31 protein-coding genes and 2 tRNA genes are annotated in these 19,691 nt (G+C 33.6%); 11 read left to right on the top strand and 22 right to left on the bottom strand.

What is annotated here, in order from left to right:
- Positions 1-188: 188 nt before the first annotated feature.
- Complete coding sequence (locus WDZ98_RS07095; protein WP_368059824.1) at positions 189-503, bottom strand: hypothetical protein; 315 nt, start codon at positions 501-503, stop codon at positions 189-191.
- Positions 504-578: 75 nt separating this feature from the next.
- On the opposite strand from WDZ98_RS07095, the gene WDZ98_RS07090 reads away from it, so the two are divergent.
- Positions 579-1,037, top strand: coding sequence for a hypothetical protein (locus WDZ98_RS07090; protein WP_368059826.1), 459 nt, complete (start codon positions 579-581; stop codon positions 1,035-1,037).
- A 15-nt stretch (positions 1,038-1,052) separates the two neighbouring features.
- Here WDZ98_RS07090 and WDZ98_RS07085 read toward each other — a convergent pair whose 3' ends face one another.
- The 4 genes from WDZ98_RS07085 to WDZ98_RS07070 all read right to left on the bottom strand — a co-directional run bounded on the left by WDZ98_RS07085 (position 1,053) and on the right by WDZ98_RS07070 (position 3,470).
- Positions 1,053-1,742 carry a hypothetical protein gene (locus WDZ98_RS07085; RefSeq protein ID WP_368059828.1) on the bottom strand — a complete coding sequence of 230 codons (690 nt, stop codon included), beginning with the start codon at positions 1,740-1,742 and terminating at the stop codon, positions 1,053-1,055.
- Positions 1,739-2,029 (bottom strand): hypothetical protein, encoded by a 291-nt coding sequence (locus WDZ98_RS07080; protein ID WP_368059830.1) that lies wholly within the window; start codon positions 2,027-2,029, stop codon positions 1,739-1,741. The genes WDZ98_RS07085 and WDZ98_RS07080 overlap by 4 nt, the downstream gene beginning before the upstream one ends.
- Before the next feature lie 366 nt (positions 2,030-2,395).
- Positions 2,396-2,815 carry a DUF6659 family protein gene (locus tag WDZ98_RS07075; RefSeq protein ID WP_368059832.1) on the bottom strand — a complete coding sequence of 140 codons (420 nt, stop codon included), beginning with the start codon at positions 2,813-2,815 and terminating at the stop codon, positions 2,396-2,398.
- Between the two features lie 247 nt (positions 2,816-3,062).
- Entirely contained in the window at positions 3,063-3,470 is a 408-nt protein-coding gene (locus WDZ98_RS07070) for a cyclic nucleotide-binding/CBS domain-containing protein (protein ID WP_368059834.1), read from the bottom strand.
- A gap of 94 nt (positions 3,471-3,564) precedes the next feature.
- Between WDZ98_RS07070 and WDZ98_RS07065 the strand changes: the two genes are divergently transcribed.
- Complete coding sequence (locus tag WDZ98_RS07065; protein WP_368059836.1) at positions 3,565-4,104, top strand: hypothetical protein; 540 nt, start codon at positions 3,565-3,567, stop codon at positions 4,102-4,104.
- A 10-nt stretch (positions 4,105-4,114) separates the two neighbouring features.
- On the opposite strand, the gene WDZ98_RS07060 is transcribed toward WDZ98_RS07065, so the two are convergent.
- The 4 genes from WDZ98_RS07060 to WDZ98_RS07045 form a co-directional block, all read right to left on the bottom strand.
- Positions 4,115-4,348: an Lrp/AsnC ligand binding domain-containing protein gene (locus WDZ98_RS07060; RefSeq protein ID WP_368059838.1), complete on the bottom strand. Its 234-nt coding sequence runs from the start codon at positions 4,346-4,348 to the stop codon at positions 4,115-4,117.
- Between the two features lie 44 nt (positions 4,349-4,392).
- On the bottom strand, positions 4,393-5,724 hold the full coding sequence (locus WDZ98_RS07055; RefSeq protein ID WP_368059840.1) for a DEAD/DEAH box helicase: 1,332 nt from the start codon (positions 5,722-5,724) through the stop codon (positions 4,393-4,395).
- Between the two features lie 105 nt (positions 5,725-5,829).
- Positions 5,830-6,633 carry a thioredoxin domain-containing protein gene (locus WDZ98_RS07050; protein WP_368059842.1) on the bottom strand — a complete coding sequence of 268 codons (804 nt, stop codon included), beginning with the start codon at positions 6,631-6,633 and terminating at the stop codon, positions 5,830-5,832.
- A gap of 70 nt (positions 6,634-6,703) precedes the next feature.
- Positions 6,704-6,778, bottom strand: a tRNA-Thr gene (locus WDZ98_RS07045).
- Between the two features lie 123 nt (positions 6,779-6,901).
- Between WDZ98_RS07045 and WDZ98_RS07040 the strand changes: the two genes are divergently transcribed.
- Together WDZ98_RS07040 and WDZ98_RS07035 are read left to right on the top strand one after the other, a co-directional pair.
- A complete protein-coding gene (locus WDZ98_RS07040; protein ID WP_368059844.1) occupies positions 6,902-7,129 on the top strand; it encodes a hypothetical protein in 228 nt (75 codons plus the stop codon).
- Between the two features lie 74 nt (positions 7,130-7,203).
- Positions 7,204-7,755 carry a pyruvoyl-dependent arginine decarboxylase gene (locus WDZ98_RS07035; protein WP_368059846.1) on the top strand — a complete coding sequence of 184 codons (552 nt, stop codon included), beginning with the start codon at positions 7,204-7,206 and terminating at the stop codon, positions 7,753-7,755.
- Here WDZ98_RS07035 and WDZ98_RS07030 read toward each other — a convergent pair whose 3' ends face one another.
- Complete coding sequence (locus WDZ98_RS07030) at positions 7,756-8,901, bottom strand: hypothetical protein (RefSeq protein WP_368059848.1); 1,146 nt, start codon at positions 8,899-8,901, stop codon at positions 7,756-7,758.
- A 143-nt stretch (positions 8,902-9,044) separates the two neighbouring features.
- Between WDZ98_RS07030 and WDZ98_RS07025 the strand changes: the two genes are divergently transcribed.
- Positions 9,045-9,617, top strand: coding sequence for a hypothetical protein (locus WDZ98_RS07025; RefSeq protein ID WP_368059850.1), 573 nt, complete (start codon positions 9,045-9,047; stop codon positions 9,615-9,617).
- A gap of 115 nt (positions 9,618-9,732) precedes the next feature.
- On the opposite strand, the gene WDZ98_RS07020 is transcribed toward WDZ98_RS07025, so the two are convergent.
- Positions 9,733-11,505: a M3 family oligoendopeptidase gene (locus tag WDZ98_RS07020; protein ID WP_368059853.1), complete on the bottom strand. Its 1,773-nt coding sequence runs from the start codon at positions 11,503-11,505 to the stop codon at positions 9,733-9,735.
- 178 nt (positions 11,506-11,683) lie between these two features.
- Here WDZ98_RS07020 and WDZ98_RS07015 point away from each other — a divergent pair, with 178 nt between their 5' ends.
- Positions 11,684-12,604, top strand: a complete 921-nt coding sequence (locus WDZ98_RS07015) for a transcription initiation factor IIB family protein (RefSeq protein WP_368060146.1) — start codon at positions 11,684-11,686, stop codon at positions 12,602-12,604.
- A gap of 4 nt (positions 12,605-12,608) precedes the next feature.
- Positions 12,609-13,169 carry a TATA-box-binding protein gene (locus WDZ98_RS07010; RefSeq protein WP_014965483.1) on the top strand — a complete coding sequence of 187 codons (561 nt, stop codon included), beginning with the start codon at positions 12,609-12,611 and terminating at the stop codon, positions 13,167-13,169.
- Between the two features lie 39 nt (positions 13,170-13,208).
- On the opposite strand, the gene WDZ98_RS07005 is transcribed toward WDZ98_RS07010, so the two are convergent.
- From WDZ98_RS07005 to WDZ98_RS06985, 5 genes are all read right to left on the bottom strand, one after another.
- The gene (locus tag WDZ98_RS07005) at positions 13,209-13,463 is read right to left on the bottom strand and encodes a UBP-type zinc finger domain-containing protein (RefSeq protein WP_368059856.1); all 255 of its coding nucleotides are present in this window, start codon (positions 13,461-13,463) and stop codon (positions 13,209-13,211) included.
- Position 13,464: 1 nt separating this feature from the next.
- Positions 13,465-14,004 carry an inorganic diphosphatase gene (locus WDZ98_RS07000; protein ID WP_368059858.1) on the bottom strand — a complete coding sequence of 180 codons (540 nt, stop codon included), beginning with the start codon at positions 14,002-14,004 and terminating at the stop codon, positions 13,465-13,467.
- An 87-nt stretch (positions 14,005-14,091) separates the two neighbouring features.
- Positions 14,092-14,514: a hypothetical protein gene (locus WDZ98_RS06995; RefSeq protein ID WP_368059860.1), complete on the bottom strand. Its 423-nt coding sequence runs from the start codon at positions 14,512-14,514 to the stop codon at positions 14,092-14,094.
- A gap of 54 nt (positions 14,515-14,568) precedes the next feature.
- A complete protein-coding gene (locus WDZ98_RS06990; RefSeq protein WP_014965479.1) occupies positions 14,569-14,700 on the bottom strand; it encodes a hypothetical protein in 132 nt (43 codons plus the stop codon).
- Between the two features lie 89 nt (positions 14,701-14,789).
- A complete protein-coding gene (locus WDZ98_RS06985) occupies positions 14,790-14,951 on the bottom strand; it encodes a hypothetical protein (RefSeq protein ID WP_368059862.1) in 162 nt (53 codons plus the stop codon).
- Between the two features lie 741 nt (positions 14,952-15,692).
- Here WDZ98_RS06985 and WDZ98_RS06980 point away from each other — a divergent pair.
- From WDZ98_RS06980 to WDZ98_RS06970, 3 genes are read left to right on the top strand one after another with little or no spacing between them, the layout of a single operon-like run.
- Positions 15,693-16,538, top strand: a complete 846-nt coding sequence (locus WDZ98_RS06980; RefSeq protein WP_368059864.1) for a TrmB family transcriptional regulator — start codon at positions 15,693-15,695, stop codon at positions 16,536-16,538.
- On the top strand, positions 16,535-16,711 hold the full coding sequence (locus WDZ98_RS06975) for a hypothetical protein (RefSeq protein ID WP_368059866.1): 177 nt from the start codon (positions 16,535-16,537) through the stop codon (positions 16,709-16,711). The genes WDZ98_RS06980 and WDZ98_RS06975 overlap by 4 nt, the downstream gene beginning before the upstream one ends.
- Positions 16,712-16,771: 60 nt before the next feature.
- Positions 16,772-17,440, top strand: coding sequence for a zinc-ribbon domain-containing protein (locus WDZ98_RS06970; RefSeq protein WP_368059868.1), 669 nt, complete (start codon positions 16,772-16,774; stop codon positions 17,438-17,440).
- 316 nt (positions 17,441-17,756) lie between these two features.
- On the opposite strand, the gene WDZ98_RS06965 is transcribed toward WDZ98_RS06970, so the two are convergent.
- The 4 genes from WDZ98_RS06965 to WDZ98_RS06950 all read right to left on the bottom strand — a co-directional run bounded on the left by WDZ98_RS06965 (position 17,757) and on the right by WDZ98_RS06950 (position 18,722).
- Positions 17,757-18,011, bottom strand: coding sequence for a type II toxin-antitoxin system RelE/ParE family toxin (locus tag WDZ98_RS06965; protein ID WP_368059870.1), 255 nt, complete (start codon positions 18,009-18,011; stop codon positions 17,757-17,759).
- Between the two features lies 1 nt (position 18,012).
- Positions 18,013-18,246: a hypothetical protein gene (locus tag WDZ98_RS06960; protein WP_368059872.1), complete on the bottom strand. Its 234-nt coding sequence runs from the start codon at positions 18,244-18,246 to the stop codon at positions 18,013-18,015.
- Positions 18,247-18,274: 28 nt separating this feature from the next.
- Positions 18,275-18,580: a hypothetical protein gene (locus WDZ98_RS06955; RefSeq protein WP_368059874.1), complete on the bottom strand. Its 306-nt coding sequence runs from the start codon at positions 18,578-18,580 to the stop codon at positions 18,275-18,277.
- 47 nt (positions 18,581-18,627) lie between these two features.
- Positions 18,628-18,722, bottom strand: a tRNA-Val gene (locus WDZ98_RS06950).
- Positions 18,723-18,817: 95 nt separating this feature from the next.
- Between WDZ98_RS06950 and WDZ98_RS06945 the strand changes: the two genes are divergently transcribed.
- The gene (locus WDZ98_RS06945; RefSeq protein WP_368059876.1) at positions 18,818-19,066 is read left to right on the top strand and encodes a hypothetical protein; all 249 of its coding nucleotides are present in this window, start codon (positions 18,818-18,820) and stop codon (positions 19,064-19,066) included.
- A 2-nt stretch (positions 19,067-19,068) separates the two neighbouring features.
- On the opposite strand, the gene WDZ98_RS06940 is transcribed toward WDZ98_RS06945, so the two are convergent.
- Both WDZ98_RS06940 and WDZ98_RS06935 read right to left on the bottom strand, forming a co-directional pair.
- On the bottom strand, positions 19,069-19,236 hold the full coding sequence (locus WDZ98_RS06940; protein ID WP_368059878.1) for a 50S ribosomal protein L40e: 168 nt from the start codon (positions 19,234-19,236) through the stop codon (positions 19,069-19,071).
- A 187-nt stretch (positions 19,237-19,423) separates the two neighbouring features.
- A complete protein-coding gene (locus WDZ98_RS06935; RefSeq protein WP_368059880.1) occupies positions 19,424-19,690 on the bottom strand; it encodes a transposase in 267 nt (88 codons plus the stop codon).
- Position 19,691 lies beyond the last annotated feature (1 nt).

Genomic DNA, 19,691 nt, shown 5'->3' with positions numbered 1-19,691 from the left:
GGTTCTATATTTTCTAAAATATCATTACTGATGATTTCTACGTAAGTGTTTTAATAGAAAAACACTGTATCTTGTTATCGCACGTGAATTGTATTTACACATCTGCGATTGTTCGACCATTCCAGACAGGAGTCATAATGGGTGCCCTATTGGGCACTCTTCACTTGTTTTGTCATCTGTTTCTTTTTTTAGGCTTGATCTGGCTTGTCGCTAATTTCTATGCTGGATGGATTTAGGATTGATTTTTTGATTAGCGGAGCACGTTTTTTTATGATTTGATTGAATTCTTTCATATCTTCTAGACTGGGTGACTGTTGCTGATTTTGATATGCTTGTAAAAATCCTGAATATACACATCCAGTGATGATGCCAAATGCTGTATCTGTAACTGATTCTACTTCTGGCACAAAATTTTCTGCAATCTGTTTGTAGGATTCTGATTCGTTAATGTAATAATCAATCAAACTATCTATGAAGTCTCTGTTTTCTTTAGAAATTACCATTACTGTTTTCTTTATTTCCTAGTTTATTTAACTGTCTAGAATTAATCGTTTATTTATTCATGAACTCTTTTCAAGATGTTGTGGAAATTAGAATTAGATGAAGGCTATTTTCGAATTTATGATTCAAAAAAACTCATTGCAGGATATTTTGATCCTGATTATGGGGATGTTTTTCCTAAAGAAAACGCTGAGGAAATCATTTCATCCATGTTAAAAAACCATGATCCTGTTTTAGGTGGAGTTGTAATGGTTCCCTTGGTTAAATTTGGTTTATTTGATACTGATCTTGATACTATTTTGACTAATGTCGAAGAACAAGTAATTAGAGTAAATACACACTTGCAGAAATGGAAAAAATTCTTGTCTGAAACTAATCACCAAGTTCACTCTATTCGAATTTCTCACACTGATCAAGATATGCTCACAATTACTTTCCCTGTGATCTTTTCAAAACCAATTCCTCTTGAGACAACTTCACTACAAGAAGAACTTTTTACAACTTTTGATTTATTGCAAAAATCAGACCTGTTATGATTTACGATCTTTCATCTAAGGCAGATGGTCTTTTTTCCATTTTTCAGCCTCGTTAAAACAATTAAACCACTCTATCTCTATTTGGTTTGAATTAAATTCGCCCAATTCATTTTTGAATTCTGTATCACATCGCTCTTTCATATTTTCTGAAATTTGGATAACTTTTTGTTTAATCATGTTATCTGGCGCTGAGAATTTTTCTGGTTCATCATAATTCTTTATGCCCATTTTTGCTGATTGAAACTCCATTAATCCCAAATTTTCATATTCATAAGCTTCTTGAATCTGTGTATCTGATCGTATTTTGGCAGATTCATCCCCTGTTGTAATCCAACTGATAAATTCTACATCGCTTTTTAATTGAGTTTCAGCTGAAATTTTGAATAAATCTACTGAACTTTGGAACAACTCTGGCGGTGTCAATCTATCATATCTGGAAATTATCTCTTTAAATTTTTGTATGTGTTCATCATAGTATTTTAGCAATTCTTCTTTTGTAATGTCGCCTTCATCCCATTTTGTTTTTTCGGAATAGAATTTGGTTTGTAGTTCTGCTACATCTTGTTGAACTTGTGTCAACTCGTTTCCAAATTTTAGTCCTTTTTGTTTAGTCTGATCTGCTGAATAATTGTATGATGCAATTAATACTATGATTGTTACAGCTATGATCCCAATTGTAATGTTTTGAATTTTATTTTTTTTCAAAGATAATCTACATAATTTCCATTTTCATCTAACTTTAATTCAATTGTAAATTCTGTACCACTGATAAACGAATCATTACGCGTTGTTCTAACTTTACCTATGACTAATTCATATGGCCAAATTTCTACTACAATTGAGCCTACTTTTGCTATTGGTGTTTCTGTAATTGTCATGTCTTCACGTTTCACCCCGTGTCTTTCTAGCATATGGATTGCATGGTTTAACAATGGCTCAGGATTGTTATAATTTAGTACCCAAACTGTTCCTTCATACTCTATTTTCTGCAATTTGAACAATCCTGATTTTACTCATATAACAATTATGCGTCTATTGTTTTTGTTTTAACTTTTACACATGCTCTCAAAAGAATTGAATGTATGGTATAATGGTATTAGTTTTGAGTACATTGTGATCACTCCACTCAGAAAATAAAGAAAGAATATTCAGATTTATCAAATTCGTCATTGTCATCTATGCCTAGTTCGAGCTTTAGATCTTAACCTTGTTTTACAACAAGGGCATCTGACATCATTAATGTAAAAATAATGGGCACATAATGAGCAGCGTTTTTGCCCTGTTGAATAACGTAGATTATTTTTCATAGGAGGTGCTTTTAGACATTCACATAATCCGTTACATGTCTGTGCCATATTCTAAATACCCTGTTGAAAGAATCCCAAATTATTTAATTCTGAAATAATGTGTTCGACACTAGATGTAGGTAGGGCAGAAATTAATATGATATGATCATTCATAGGCATAGTTATAATCAAAATATTCTCTCTGTTCGCTGTACTGTAATTTATCTTGCCTAAAGTGTCATCAAAATCTTTTTGCATATGAATTTCAAGTGAAATTTGCATGTAGAACTGTCTTCTTTTTTCATCAGTTTCTAACAAATCTATACCTGCACTGATCCCTCCAGAAATTAAATTCCCTATGGGATCTATTATTCCAATAAATCTGATCTCGTCGTTTCTTAGAAGTTTACAACATTTATTTTCTAGTTGCAGATATTTGCTAACATCTGATGAAGATTTTACATCATCATTGGAAATTAATTGTTTCATCATAGTTGAAAAGAAAATGACAAATCAAGAAAAAAACTAAGAGGGGAAGGAATCTGATTTGTCAATTATAATTGTTTTATCGCCTCCTTTGCTTTCATGTAAATATTATATTTTTGTAATAGATATAGTGGTAGCACTACAATGTAACACATTGTAAATAATACAGCATATCATACAAAAAATCTTGCATGAGTGTTGACAAAAATTTTTATTGTTTATTATTTGAACATCAGATATTTTTTATCAAGCATCATCTTGTTAAGTGATTTACTACATCCGTTGATGTTACGATGCCAATTATTTTATTATCTTTTGACACCGCAATCTTGCGAATTTTCTTTATGCTCATGGTCTTTACGGCTTCCAATACAGAACTGTCATAATTTACTGTTATTAGAGGTGAAGACATTATTTCTCTTGCAGGGGTATCATATGATAGCCTGTTGGTTGCAATTTTTATCGCAAAATCCCTATCAGTAATAATGCCAACAGGGTTATTTTTTTCACTTACTAGCACGGCACCAATAAAGCCACGCTCCATCATCTTTGCAATCTGAAAACATGTAGTTGCAGGATTTACCGTAATCAGTGCTTTACTCATTATGTCTGTAACTAAAATAGAGTCAAAATCCTGGAAACCCATTATTTTTAAAGTCATTTTGTGATAGATATACTACTAGCAATACATTGCCATACATTGTATTGCTTTACTCATAACATATCTTATTAATTAAAACGCGATAAAAATATCCATGGATATAGATTCAGATAAGAAGAAAAGCCAGACCATCTCATTTCGTCTAGATATTGATCTCTTGGAGGAAATAAAAAAAGATGCAGAACTTGAAGGGATGAATGTGAACGCACTTGTCTCCAAAATTCTCTCAAACCATATTCTTTGGGAAAAATATGAAAGAAAGGTTGGATTATTGCCAATGACAAAACCATTTGTAAAATATTGCCTTGATAAAATGGATGACACAGAAGTAATTCATCTTGCTGAAGCTGTAGAAGAAGATACTTTTTCAGACATACTAAATTTCATGAAGGAGCAATATAGTGTGAGGGATTTTATAGATTTTGTCAGAACGTGGTTACATGTGGCATGGATGCAACATGATATTGTACACGATGATAAATCCTACACTTTTAAAATAAAACATGATCTTAATGCAAAATGGTCATTGTATCTGCAAACAGTAGTCACAAAACTGTTTCATGATGTAATAAAGAAAAAATTAGAAGTGAAAATAACAAAAAATACCATAGTCTTCATATTTCCAATATCTTAAACTAGATCAATTATTTGGGATCTATCACATTTAATGTCATTGTGCTTACAACTCTTGAGATCTTTCTGACTTCTGAAATTACTTTGCTAAATTCTGTTTCGGTTTCTGTTTGAATCTCTGCAACTACGTCATATGCTCCAAAAGTAAGATATGCATTACTGATATTTTGCATTCGTTTTAATTCATCAACAACATATTCTTCTGCTCCTAGATCACAATTTAATAAAATGAATCCTTTCTGCATTATCTTAAATTAATTAATAAAGTCCGAACCTTTAAGTTTTAATGCTACCATCTACTGCGTCCGCCGTAGCTATTGCCACTGCTTCCGCTATCTTTATCTCCGTATCTTTTTCTTCCACCACCACTTCTACTGTCTCTTGTATTTCTGTCTCTGCCTGATCCGCCATATCCACCAGAACGTCCTCCTCTGGAATAATTAGATCTTGATTGACCTCCATACCTTCTTGATGGTGTCTGTCTTTTCAGTGGGTCTGGAATAGAGATCTGAATTCCCATCTCTTGATTTAAATCTGTAAGTGGTACTTTGATTTGACGTTTAATGAGATTCCAATCTCCAACAGATGAATATGATACAAATGTAATCGCTCTACCCAGTGCACCAGCTCTTGCAGTTCTTCCAATCCTGTGAAAGTACGCCATCTCTTGATTTGGTACATCATAATTTACTACTAGTTCTACTCTTGGCACATCTATTCCTCTTGATGCTACATCTGTGGCAACTAGAATGTCTGCTTTACCACTTCTAAATTTGCCCATTGATTGCTCTCTTCTGTGCTGTGACATATCGCCTTCTATGGCAACTGCATTGAATTTTTCTTGATGTAGGAATTTTGCTACATCTCGTGTCCTGTACTTTGTTGAACAAAATACAATGCTTTGGCCTTTTATTGGCTTGATAAAGTCAATCAGATACTTGAATTTGTCTCTGTCTTTGATTACTAGATATGATTGGTCTATTCCTTCTCCACTTAGATCATCTGCATCCAAAAGAAATTGTTTTGGATTCTTTAGATAGTCTTCTGAAAGTCTCAGAATTTCAGTTGGCATTGTTGCTGAAAACAATGACATTACTCTATCTTCAGGTGCTAAATCTAAAATAAATTGAATATCATCAACAAAGCCCATATCCAACATTGTGTCTGCCTCGTCTAGAACAATATGAGTAATGTCTCTTAGTTCTATTGATCCTCTTTTGAGATGATCTATTAATCTTCCAGGTGTTGCAACAACTATCTCTACTCCTCTATGCAGAGCATCTAGTTGAATTCCCATGCCCTGTCCTCCGTAAACTGTAGCTGTTCTAATTCCTGTATATTTTCCAAATTTTTTAATTTCATCACTAATTTGCATTGCAAGCTCTCTTGTTGGAGCCATGATCAATCCCTGAATTCCTTTCTTTGGTTGGATCTCTTGTAACATTGATAATGCAAATGCTGCAGTCTTTCCAGAACCTGTATGTGCCTGTCCTACAACATCTCTTCCTGAAAGTAATACTGGAATTACGGCTTCTTGAATTGCAAAAGCTTCTTCAAATCCTTGTTCTGTAATACCTTTCAGAATATTTTCGTTTAATCCTAATTCTTGAAATTTTGTCATTTTTGTTTTCTTCTCTTAAAGCAATGACGAAAAAGCTCATTGCCCACTCGTCATTATTCCGATGATTAAAATTTCAATAAAGGTCTAATAAACGCTTGTTATTACCTATGCATCTAATTGCGCATCAATGATTTTTTTGAAACTATCAAATGGCTGGGCTCCTTTTAATTCAGTAAATCCTATTTTTTCATTTCCTACGAAGAATCCTGGAGTTCCTGTCACTCCATAGTCTCTTCCATCATTAAGATCATTTTGAATTTCTGGAATATGTTTTCCACTAGTAAGACACGAATCAAATATTTTTTGATCTAATTGCATATTTGATGCATATTGACTAAACAAGGATAATGCTTCAGTAGTTTCTAACTTGTTCCACTCATTTTGTTTTTCAAATAACATGTCATGCATTTCTCTGAATTTACCTTGATCATTTGCACATTCTGCTGCAACAGATGCAGGTAATGCATTTGGATGAATGCTTTGAATTGGAAAGTCTCTGAATACTAGTTTCACTTTGCCTTGTTCTATGTATTCCTCAAGAATTAATGGTAGTGTTTGAGTGTGGAATCTTGCACAAAATGGGCACTGAAAATCTGAAAACTCAATTATTGTAATTGGTGCGTCTGGATCACCAATAATTGGATCATTGTCTGCTGAAATTTTTACTGGTGGTGATGCTTGTTTTGTAGGTAACTGATTTTGTAATATCTTCAATTCAAGTTTGGCAATAGCTTCATCAAGATCTTCTTGAGATATTTGGTTTGAATTTAGATTAGATGTGTATGTCCCTGCAAAGAATGATGCAACTCCAACTAGTATGATTACCCCAATAATTAATCCATTAAATGATAATTTCTTAACTGGCATGTTTTCTTTATTTTGAATCGATTCTGATTCCTCTGATTTCATTTTAATTCCTCTTAGTTTAGACTACTTATTCGTATTGCCAAATCTTTATCGAGTTTTTAGAAATTAAAGGAGCCAATGACGGGATCCGAACCCACGACCTGCTGATTACAAATCAGCCGCTCTAACCAGGCTGAGCTACATTGGCACGAAGTACTATGAAATTTTTGACGGTTTAAAGTGTTACCTGTGATTCTCTAAAAACTATTTTTACCTAACATCTATCGAATTTACCGTCAGTTTATAATAATGCCACATTTTGATACCTGTTATGAGATACATCGAACCAACTAGAGTTAAGGTTTTGATGATGATGTTTTATGCGACTGGAACATTAGGGATCGTTATTGGATTAACTGTTGCTCCTCCTTCTGTAACACTGATGATCACCTTCTTGGGCGTTATCAATATTGGATTAGGTGCATTTTTCACATTTCTACTTTTGACACAAACTCCATCCACTCCAGACAAGAGAAAGAAAAAAAGAAAATCTGATTAGATTTTTTCTAAAGTTTTAAAAATCTACAATTCTAATTAAAGTATAAATAATAACGTCTTTTCATCAATTCAGAAATGCTGGATTTAATTGCAAAAAATCTATTCCTTACAAGAGGTAAGGGTGTTCATGAAGATAGATTGACTAGTTTTGAATATGCTCTAAGAGATGCTGGTATTGCAGGAACAAATCTTGTTTTAATTTCAAGTATATTTCCACCTAATGCAAAATTGATTTCCAGAAAAGAAGGACTGAAAAAAATTAAACCTGGGCAAATCTTGTTTACCATTTATTCCAAGAATCAGACTAATGAACCTCAGCGAGTATGTTCTGCATCTGTTGGGCTTGCACAACCAAAAGACAAGACTCGATATGGGTATCTCTCAGAGTATGAATCTTTTGGACAAAATGAACTTCAAGCCGGTGATTATGCTGAAGATATTGCAGCACAAATGTTGGCATCCTCCCTCGGTATTTCTTTTGATGCTGATAAAAACTGGGATGAAAAGAGACAGCAATGGAAGATTTCAGGTGAAATTTACAATACTCATAATATAACACAATCATCTAAAGGCGATAAAGATGGAAAATGGACCACTGTTTTTGCAGCAGCTGTTCTTTTGGTATGATTATTTTTTATATCCTTTAAGATAAAATATTGCAGCTGCAATTGCTACTATTGTTATAATTATTATTATGATTGATTCATCAAACTCTTGTTTTACATATTGGAGATCATCTCCTCCCAACGAAAATTTTAATTCGTCTTTGCTTACTGATGTCTCTTTACCAAAAATATATTTTCCTTGTATTCTTTGACCCTCTTCTGGTTGAAAGATCCATCCTTGTTCTGTGATTTCAATCGGAATTTTTTCACCATCAATTATTTGTGTTGGAACTATGTTTCCTTTGATATCTGAAATATTGGTATTTTCAGAAGATAATATCACCACTTGAATTATTGAATTTAGTGGATAGAATCCTGAATCAAAATAATTTGATCTTTTTAATTCTTCAACTTTGAGAAATTTTAATGGGTCTATTTCTGAAATTATGGATGCACTATTTGGATAGTCAACTGATAACTTTAACTGAAAAAGTGATTTGGATTCTAATGGAATCCATGAGAATGTCACTTTTGCATTCTTCTCTGATGATAGATTTTTAGCTACATCGTAAAATCCTCCATCATCCCTGATTGACTTGGGAATGAGGATGGCTGAAATTTTTTCATACATGGAATTAGTGTCTTCCATTGGTAATGTGTACACTGCTGAAATCATTCCTTTTCCAGAAATTATTCCTGAAGTTTCTAATGCTTCATTTGATTTGCCGTCACTATGTATGAACACTGAATGAAGTTTGGCATTTGTATCAAATACTTGATTTAGCTTGTCTATGTACAAATTGGCAATTTCTTTTGTAGAGTCCTGAATGGCTATGATCCCCTTGTCTACAGGGTCTCTTGTCACGTTAATCATAATGCATGACTCATCCACCACTCCTAATACACATTGATCCTGATTTGTAAGAATTATGGCGACTATTCTTTTATTGTCTCTAATCTCTTGGTCTAACTCTGCTGGAATTTTTATTTCTTGAATGCTGGTACTTTGTAGCGTAATGGACGCTGTTACATTCTGAGACATGCTCTGGTCTATAATGATTTGAGCTGTCTCTTGAAATGTTGCATGCTTTATTTCTTGAGAGTATGCAAGACTTGTTGTAACCCCAATTAACATGATTAGTGCAAAACAAAGTATCTTTTCTTGCATAGGTTGTCTCTCTAGAATTGAAATTATTAAATTTACTCTTATTTTATTCATCATGAATTGTTAAATTAGATATTTTTCCACTTTATGGCAAAATTGGATTATCTACTAACTAATATTCTCATTAGAATTGATATTAGATAGCATTGGCCCTGCTCCCATTTCCAGTTGATATTTTCTTACATCCTGTAATTCAACTGATTGCAGTGCTTGGTGCTTTTGGCATTGGCTTGTTTCAAGGGATAATCCTTGGCAGGGCAATCCTTGTAAGATTTCCTCGTCTGCAAAATCACGTAAAGACTGTCTCTGTGACTTTGTTTGTATTATTTTTGATTAATGCTGTTTTGAGTGTTCCTCGTTTTGAATCTCCTGAAAAAATTGATCTGTTTAATTTACCTGTAACTAGTTCTGAGGAATTACTCTCTTCACTTTTTTTGATTTTTGGAATGAATACTGGGTTCCTAACCGTGTTGGCAATATCTGTCACTGTCATGAGCTTTGTCATGTTGAAATTTACTCATATTAGTGGAGTAACCAAGGCATTTGTTTTCTTTTTTAGTGCTCTTTTACTGATATTGACTGCTGTGAGCAGATTCACAGAACTCACACCAAGTTCTTTTGAGGTTTTACTATACCTGCTTTACCAGTTAGGAATCTCCATTGGGATCTTAGCTGGTACTCTCAGAAAGATTAAACCCAAGAAATTTAATTTCAAATGATTTCAAACGTTTAAATCAGATTATTGATATCTTGTATTTGACATCGAATTCAAACCGTTCGGGGAACAAGCTGGCAGCCCATGCGTTGGGCTGTCAGCCCCATTTATTCAAAAATCTAATTTAATGACGCAAGTGTGTCTACCTGTTTTTTGACATAATCAAACCCCTCTTGCCAGAATTTAGGAGATGTTATATCAAATCCATGTTCTGAGAGTAGTTTTTCTGGTTTCTTAGATCCTCCAGCTGAAAGAATGTTAATGTATGATGGGACAAAATCTTTTCCTTCTTTTTTGTATCTTTGAAATAATGACAATGCAAGCAAGTTCCCAAAGGAATATGCATAACAGTAAAACGGAGTGTGATAAAAATGAGGAATACAACTCCATTCAATTGCAAAATCATCTGTCAGACTAACAGAATTCCCAAATTGCATTTTGAGATTTTGTAAATATGTTTTTGATATTTCATCTATTGTAGTACCCTCTCCAATTTGTTTATGCGCATCGACTTCAAATATTGTAAAAAATGACTGTCTTAGAATTGTTGCATACAAATCATCAATTTTTTCCGATAACATTATCTTTTTTTCATCATCTGAAATTTTATCTGATAAATTATCATACAATAATAATTCTGAAAATGTAGATGCTGTCTCAGCTAAAGGCAGCGGTGCGTCCTGAACAAGAATTGATCTGTCTTGTGCTGCTTGACTGTGAACTGCATGACCTAATTCATGAGCTAAAGTAAAGACATCTCTTGATTTTCCAGTAAAATTCACTAGCACAAATGGTGTGATTTTTGGAGTCAGTGTACTGCAAAATGCTCCGTCTCTTTTACCTTGTCTAATCTCAGAGTCAATGTGATTTTCATTGAATACCTTTCTTGCATGTCCTTCTAATTTATCACTGAATTTCCCAAGTGATTCAAAAACTAGTTTTACCGAATTGTTATACGAATAATTTTTTTCTTTGATGTTGGATGCTGCTGGAGCATACAAATCATACCTTCTTAGTTTTTTCATTTTCAACATCTTTGCTTTTTGAACAAAGAATTTCTGAAAAACAGGCGAGTTTTTCTTACATACTGAAAGTAGCGAGTCAATTGTTTTATCATCTACATCGTTTCCAATGTTTCTCATTGATATTGGAGATTTGTATCCACGAATTTCTATGCCTTCATCTTTCCAGTTAAGAACAATGTTTTGATAAATCTCCCCGACCACTCCTTTATTATCAAAATATTTTGTAAGGATAGTTTTGTATGCCGTCTCACGAATTCTTGGATTTGTACTTCTGACATAATTTGTAAGTTCTTCTCTTGTCATCACTTTGGATTTGTTTCCAATCTTCATTTTGTACTCAAACGCATTAGTGATTTTATCATACAGTTTTACTAGTGCAGATATGCCAGTTACATCTAGTGTGTTTATGATTCTCTCTTCAGGTTCACTAAGCGCATATTTTGCAAATAATCTTTTGTGAGAAAGATACTCTGTAATTTCCCCTGCGTTTGCCATGAGTCTTTTTGCATTTTTTTCATCCACCTGTGTCTTCCACCATAAATCAAAAAACAAAATCTTGTTTGAAATCTCTGACCCTAACTTTGACATCTTTGTCATTAAGGATGTAGCTTCATCTGATTGTGTGTCTGATGAATATGCTAATGATGCGTAACCTCCAATCTTACTCATGTTTTCTGAAATTTCTTCAACTTGTTGTATAATGTTCATGAATTGTTTGGATGACATTTTAGGATCTAATTTTGATTTAATTTTTTCAAACTTTAATGCCTGTTTTTCTAATTCTTGAATTTGCTTTTGAAAAGCAGGACTTTTTGGGTTTTTTACTAATTCTGTTAAATTCCATTTGCCTAATTGATACTCTGGCATCTATTTTTGCTGTTTTGTGACTATTAAAAATCAATATCTGGTTTGCTGTGCCTAGAATTTCCTTTATTCTGTGGATTATTTTTGTAAATCAGGCTCATTTTCTCCAAAAAATCCAAAATAAATCGGTTCATATAGTAATTCCACCATGCAATATTGGTAATTACCTTTGGTACTAGAAATGATTAACGCAGATTCCACATGCGGTCGCTGTGGAAAAAAATCCATGTTGACTGATAATGTCACTGGAGAACGATTTTGTGGAAAATGTGGTTTTGTAATTTCTGAAACATTGCAAGATTCTGGACCTGAATGGAGATCATTTTCCAAAGAAGGAGGGGCTGATCCTACTAGAACTGGAGCTCCAACATCACTTGCAATGCATGACAGAGGATTGGCAACTATTATCAGTCCAATGAACAAGGACTCTTCTGGAAAGCCACTTACATCTACAATGAAAAGTACCATTGAAAGACTGAGAACTTGGGATAGTAGAAGTAAAGTTAATGCATCTTCTGATAAAAATCTCAGACAAGCACTAAGTGAATTATCTACATTAAAAGACAAACTTTCACTTTCAGACGCTGTAATAGAAAAGGCGTCATATATTTACAGAAAAGCATTAGAGAAAGGTCTCGTTAAAGGTCGTTCTATTTCTGCATTAATTGCTGCATCACTTTATGCTGCATGTAGAGATACCGAAACACCTAGAACTCTCAAAGACGTTTCTGATGCAGGTAACATCAAGAAAAAAGATATCTCTAGATGTTATAGAATTTTACATCAAGAATTAGAATTGAAGATGCCAGTAGTTGATCCAGTTCAGTGTGTAGCAAGAATTGCAAGCTCTATTGGAATTACAGAAAAGACAAAACGATTTGCAGTTAAAGTACTAAAAGATGCACAAGAACATGAGGAATCTGCAGGAAAAGATCCAATGGGGTTGGCAGCTGCAGCACTATACTTGTCATGTGTGAAGAATGGTGAGGATAAGACTCAGCGAGACATTGCAGAGGCTGCAAATGTTACTGAAGTAACAATTAGAAATAGATACAAAGGTTTACGATTAGACCAAAATATGGACATGCTAGGAGGAAAATAAGAATATGACTCAAACAAAGCCCATAATTGCTATAGTTAATGTAGTAGCTTCTGCAACAATTGAACAAAAACTAGATCTTGTAGATATTACTAAAAAATTTCCTGCAGTTGAATACCATCCAGAACAATTTCCAGGTGCTGTATTTAGACTAAAAAATCCTAAAACTGCAACATTACTTTTTGGCTCAGGAAAGATGGTGTGTACTGGTGCCAAATCACAAGAGTTAGCAGAAACTGCTGTGTTTGAAGTAGTAAAAATATTACGAAAAGGCAAAATCAAAATCAAAAACGATCCTATAGTTTCAATTCAAAACATTGTATCTTCAATTAATCTTGGAGGTAAAGTCAACTTGGAGCAAGCAGCAAGAACTCTTCCTAGAAGCATGTATGAACCAGAACAATTTCCTGGATTGATTCATAGAATGCTTGACCCAAAAACTGTAATTCTGATTTTTGCATCAGGAAAACTTGTCTGTGTTGGAGCTAAACTTGAAAAAGATGTTCACCGCTCTGTCAACCAAATCCATGCCTTACTTGAAGAAAAAGGCCTGATGGTTTACGATTAGACTAGAATCTAGAAAATAACGTTTCAATAATTATCATCCCTAGTAATATTCTTCATGAATGTAGCACCACTTCCAAATATTTTCTGGTACTGCCTTCATTACAGGATGCCCTGTCTCTTCAAAATGTCTTGTAGCATGTTTTCCAATTGATGAGTCACAGCAACCAACATGTCCACATGTTAAACACATTCTAAGTGCTACAACTGGGAGATGCTCTTTTTCACACTCTTCACAGTTTTTTGTATTTTGAGATACGTCTTTTGCTTGCAAGAAATGTTTGCATTCTTTTGACATGTCAGTATTTTTTCAAAGTATCTTTGTATCTTTTTATCGATTCGATTATTACGACTTTGGCTTCTTTAGCTGGTTTCCATCCTATGATTTCAACTTTCTTGCCTTCCAGATCTTTATACACTTGGAAGAAATGTGCAATCTCTGAACGATAATGGTCTTCAATATTTGTAATGTCTGTAGTGTGTAAATATCTCGGATCATTTGTCGCAACACAGATTATTTTATCATCAAGCTTTCCATCATCTTTCATTTGTAATAGTCCAATCGGTCTTGCTTCAATTAAAATTCCTGGATATGTGGGATTTGTTACTAGTACCAGCGCATCAAGTGGATCTCCATCCTCTGATAATGTTTGCGGTATCAGACCGTAATCTCCTGGATAGTGAAATGGTGAGAATAACACTCTGTCAAGCTTTATCATGTTGTGTTTTTTATCATACTCGTATTTGTTCATCGAGCCTTTTGGAATTTCTACAATGACATTGACAATTTCTGGAATATCATTACCTGATTCAATATCGTGCCAAAAATTTTTGCTCATTTTCTGGCTCTCTGTTTAGATATTCAATATATGAATTCTCTGAAATATTTCTGTTACACGTTGGTTGAAAAAGTGTATTTTTAATAATTATACTAGATTATTGGTGTTTGGAATTACTTTGTATATTTTTACTGTATATTCCCCCTCAAAGACATTTACAAATTCACCAGTGTTTGAATCAAGATTTCTAACTCTGAATTTGTATTCATATGATCCGTCTCCTTTCGCATCCACCTGTGCAAAGTGGACTGGGTCTTCACCTTTGTAAAATTGAATGATTATTGGATATCTTTCAGCTACATCATCTGCTGCTCCTCTGACTGTGCCCCAAGGAAGTTTGTTGTCCTGAGGAACGTTCATTGTGGTAATTGTCTCCTCCAAACTCACTTTTTCATTAATTGGAGTAACTGTAATCTGGTTGGATTCAGCAGAAATGTCACCTGGAATCATCATTATTCCAAATACTGTCATTATTGACGCAAATAGCAGAATGTTTGTTTTTGCACTCATTTGATTCTCTGTTTTACAAAGTCCTTTAAAAAATTTATTACTAATTTGTACCTATTATGGTAGTTCTTCTTCTAGATCACAGCATGCTTTGTGAACCCACTGATCTTTAGAATTTTTTAGTATCTCTTTGCCTGTTTTGATGACATCGCCACATTCCACACACTTTCCATTAAATCTGGCTTTCATAGATTATGTATGATTTTGACCCAATTTAACTAGTATTATCTAGGATTCAAGGTCAACTCTAATGGCTATTGATCGTTTAATATGGCAAATCAAAATCTACGTTTTCTATTAGTACCTTCTTCCTCTTTTGGCATTAGTGCTTTTTTCCTCGCCACTTCTTCACGAATTTCTGCAAGAAGCAACTCTAGTTCTTCTCTGAGCAGTTTCTTCATTTCTTCAGTTACAGTTTCTTCAGTTACAGTTTTTTGCATGTTTCAAAAAGTTTTCAGATGATTCTGTTAATTAACTTATTTGTTATGCTCTACTCATTTTATCAGTATGACTCTTGTCATTTTCCATTGCTTTTTTTAATCTATACTCAATGTCTAGTATGTGAGAATCCCTACACCCATGAGAACAGAATTTATCTTTGTCACCCTCAAAGATTTTTCCACAATGTATACAGACTAATCTCAATGTATGATTTTACATTTGTTTACATTAGTTAAGTGTAATTGGAACTTTCATGTTTTGGGAACTTTACACAAAGACATGTAATAAAATATTACACTGAAAATTTTAGAACTAGTAGAGATTATACTAAAACCACTTATGACTAAATAGAATCAAAACATGTTTGTTCATTTGAACAAACAATTCTGGAAATGAATTTATTTTGTTAACGACATTTGTCTGACCTTTACCAAAATTTCATCAGTCATCTTTTGTAAATTCACCATGTCTGTATGAATTTCTGATTCTCTATACATAACAGAAATAATGCAAATGTGTAGATAAGAATATGTCAGTTTGTTATGTTACAGTTATTTTACATTCTAGCTAGTAGTTAAAAGCGATCAATTTTTGATCACTTTGTTGTCCTTTTATACAAAATATGTATTTGAAATGATTCTTTTTGACCGTAATTTTGACCTCTTTTTTCCAGAACCGAACTTATTTGTAAAAAATATGTCCATTCTGCCTATAACTAACAAACTATGGTGTATTGTTAGATGACTGAAGCCAATATCTCCGTATTTGATAATGATTCTGACACTCAGCTATTCAGACATAAAATAACTCTTGATAAAATCAAAACAGAATTAGTTAATTTTGGATTAACTGCTAATCAAAGCAAAGTTTTCATATATTTAGGAAAATATGGTTCAAAAAGTGCCGCTGAAATTTCAAAGGCATTACAATTACCTAGAACTGAAACATACCATCTTGTAAATTCTTTACAAAGTTTAGGACTGGTTGTGGCAGAGTTATCACATCCAACAAAATACACGGCAATGGATATGAAACTAGCGATTGAAACATTGATCCTACAACAGCAATCTAAAATCAACATGTTGGCAGATAAAGAAGAATCTTTATCAAAAATGTGGAAAGAAATTCCGTTCTTTGCAGTGGATACTGATGAATCAAAATCTGAAAAAATGCAATTATTACATGGAGTTAATTCCATTTCAATTAAAATTCAAGAAATGATTACATCTTGTAATGATGAATTTAAAATCTTTGCAAGCATGTCTGATGTAAATCGTTTTTATTATTCTGATATTTTTGATACTATCGAACAATCTACATCTGAATTAAAATTAATAATTTCACCTATTGAAAACTCCCCAGAGTTTTTATCTGAAATTGATCCCAAAAAAATACGCACTGTTTCATCTGATTCAAATAACAAGTGTTTCATTATTAATGACAAAAAAGAGGTTCTAATCTTTATGCGTAATGCAAACCATCCAACAAGACAAATCTTTGCATGGTGGTCTGATTCTGAAACTCTAGTCGAAATGATGAGTTCTCTTTTTGATCTGTCTTGGGAAAAAGGAGAAGCATCGTATTGACCAAAGAAAGCATTAGCAAACTTGAAAATCTATCTATGGCTGATGTTGCTGGAAAAGAATGTCGTGATATAATGCAAGAAACAATGCTGGACTTAAATCTCAAGACTAGTACACTGTTTAAAAAATTCAAAGAGACTCGTGAAAAGAACAAATTCTCCCCCTCTAGGTCATAATTACACGGTCTGAAATTTTGCTCTAATTTTTCAATTAGTATTTAATGTCATGTGTATCTAATGAAAGATATTATGGATCCTATTGATGTTGTAGATGATGTCAATGCATTGCTGAAGCTTGGTGTTGGGGATTCGTATAGATTAGAGCATATCAAGCAAGCGTACATTCAAAATAAAACCATCTGGGTTACTGACGAGAATTATCTAAAACGCATGCGAGAAAAATACCTCATAAAACATACTTTTGATACTTCTGAAGATACTGTTTTTGAAAATGAACCTGAACCAAAAGAGACAATCCATTGCTGGAAATGTGGTAAAAAATGTCCATTAGGTGCTAATTTCTGTATGACATGTGGTACTTCTTTGTTTGAAGTAGGTGCAAATCCACAACCAGTCCCAAAATCCAAAAGTTTTACAACTATTCCACTAAAAATTCCTATGCTTGTTGGAATTCCTGTTATTATTTTGATAATTCTCGGAGCTGGATACACTCAGGGATATTTTGATAATATGTTAGATGACTCTTCATCTGATGTATCAAATGTTGTACCAGTTGATGATGTTTTCATTGGCATAGCTGATTCAAGATGTGGTCCTGGAACTGTTTTGGATACAGAAACTGATTCCTGTGTTGTGGGTATTGTGGCAAAAAATATTGAAACTAATTCAAAATGTGGACCAGGATTAGTTTATGATCCTGATACTAATTCTTGTAATTTAGAATAGGAAAAAATCTGCATTCTATTTTAGATTACTTTTTTTCATACCCCATTTAGAAGCAAATTCTTTTTCAGTGATTACAACTCTTGATTTGCATTTTAGACATCTACGCATTTTAGTGTGCTTTGAATATCTCCAAACATGAGCTTCACTTATTTTATGACAATTCATACTGTTGTCTGTTTTACTAGTATTTAGGAAAAAATCATTATCATGAATAGAGTGGTGGACTGGTATGTATCACAACCCACAGTGGGGTTCGATACCTTTTTTGTTGATTATAAATGACGGTAGAAAGTTATTGGAGTATTCAACCTCTACCTTATTTTTTGTAAACTCTTCCTCTATGATCGGCCTCGATTACAAAGATTATCGCTCTATTTTGCTGTAGATCCAAAATGACTCTGTAATTTCCTACTCTTAGTCTGTAAAATGGTGAATTTGTAAGTCTTGTCACACTTTTGAACGGATCTTGTGTACAATCTAACACTGCATCATAAATCCTCTGCGCATATTTTTTTTCTATCTTTTCTAGTTGTTTTACAGATTTTTCAGACCATATGACTTGCCATGTCATATCATTTTAGGCCTAGTTTCTTTTTCACTTGCTCTGATGTATACACGCGTCCTGCCTTGATGTCAGCTACACCCTTTTCGATATTTTTAATGATTGCAGGACTTAACATATCGTCTTCCTGTGTATTCTTTAGCAATCTTGCAATTACTGTTTCATAGGTTTCGCCTGGGTGGTTCATCTGCTTTTTGAGATCGTTTTTTATTTTTTTAGAAAGTTTTATTGTGCTTTGCTCCATGGTATACTCTAGTATACTGTAGTATATTCTAATATAAAAATAAATCTCCTGATTCTACTCTCTTAATGTCTTCTTTGATGTATGCTGCAATGATGTCTGATGCCAAGTCTGGATTTTTTCTTGCAATTTCTACAAAGAATTTTGCAAGTGTTTTTCTTTCTTTGTCTTGTGGGCTATCTCTTAGAGTATCTTGATAAATTTGATTTGGAATTAATTTGAGAAATGTGTATAGTAAATTCTTGTATCGTCTTTTGGTTTCCTTGTTTTTTACTGAATCCAAAAATAGCTGATATGGATCTGCTCTGATGTTGATATTCTCTATGGTAATTTCCATTGAATCATGGCATGATGTGGGCCGTATTTAATACCCATGATGGTAGGTGGACCGGATGGGATTTGAACCCACGACCTTTGCGGGAAATTACTTCCTTACGCAGTGTGAGTGCGTCATCCAAACCAAACTAGACGACCGGTCCAACAAAGTTACTAAATGAGTAGTTTTTTTGTCTTTGCTATTTGAGTATGTCACAATTACCTTGACCTTTTCTACTAAATTAAAAAAATACCCTTCATGTCTTTACAAGAATTTGATGCATTAATTGATAGGATGAAATTGGCATTTGAATATGCAGATAATCTAGGACAGTATGTAGAGGCAGCCAGAGTTCTGTTTCAAATGAACGAGCAACTACCTGATGACCTCCAGTTATCCTTTGAAGAATTAGATAATCCTGAGGTAGCAAAATCCTTTGTAAAACAACACAATAATGAACTAAAGTCTGCAATTGTAAATTATAGACAAAGACTGATGAATGTCTAATTCTATTTCTTGACGCCCAAATTTCTGTTCTTTAGTCTCAAGTATGGGTTCCTACATTTTCTACATCGTGAGGCAATTGCATCATTTCTGCATCCACATTTGAAACAAATTTTCATTACAAGTCTTGCATGTTGTGCAATTCGTTTCTTTTCTGGGTCTGTAATTGGCATTTGATTGTCTCCTTTATCTCTCTCTTTTATAGTTTCTAGGTGAGTAGATCACCGTACTTATACGGTAAGATGAATCACCTACTTTTTTTGCTCACGGATGTATCTCTATATGGCTTGTGCAGATACATGTCAAATAGTTCCCACATAATGCGACCGATTCAAAGCTTGTCTCTCTACATTTTTTATCTCAATTTTGGAAATCTTTTGAATGCTTTCTGGCTGTGATTCCTTTAAACATCTTGACTATTGTAGGGGATGCCAACGGATCACAGGCTACAAAAAGATGAATGTGATCTGGCATTACTTGCATTTCTAAAATCTCCAATTTTTGAGATTTTGTAATGTTTGTAATCTCCTGATCTAAAAATTCTTTAAGATTGCCCCAGAATCTTCTTGCGATACTTGAGATACTATGCCAAATGATAATTGATATTGTATAAAGCAGAGCTTGCAAT

The organism is Candidatus Nitrosopumilus sp. (genome assembly GCF_040878665.1).
Taxonomy (GTDB): domain Archaea; phylum Thermoproteota; class Nitrososphaeria; order Nitrososphaerales; family Nitrosopumilaceae; genus Nitrosopumilus.
Note: the sequence above shows the minus strand (reverse complement) of the source record. Positions and strands in the feature narration are given on the sequence as shown.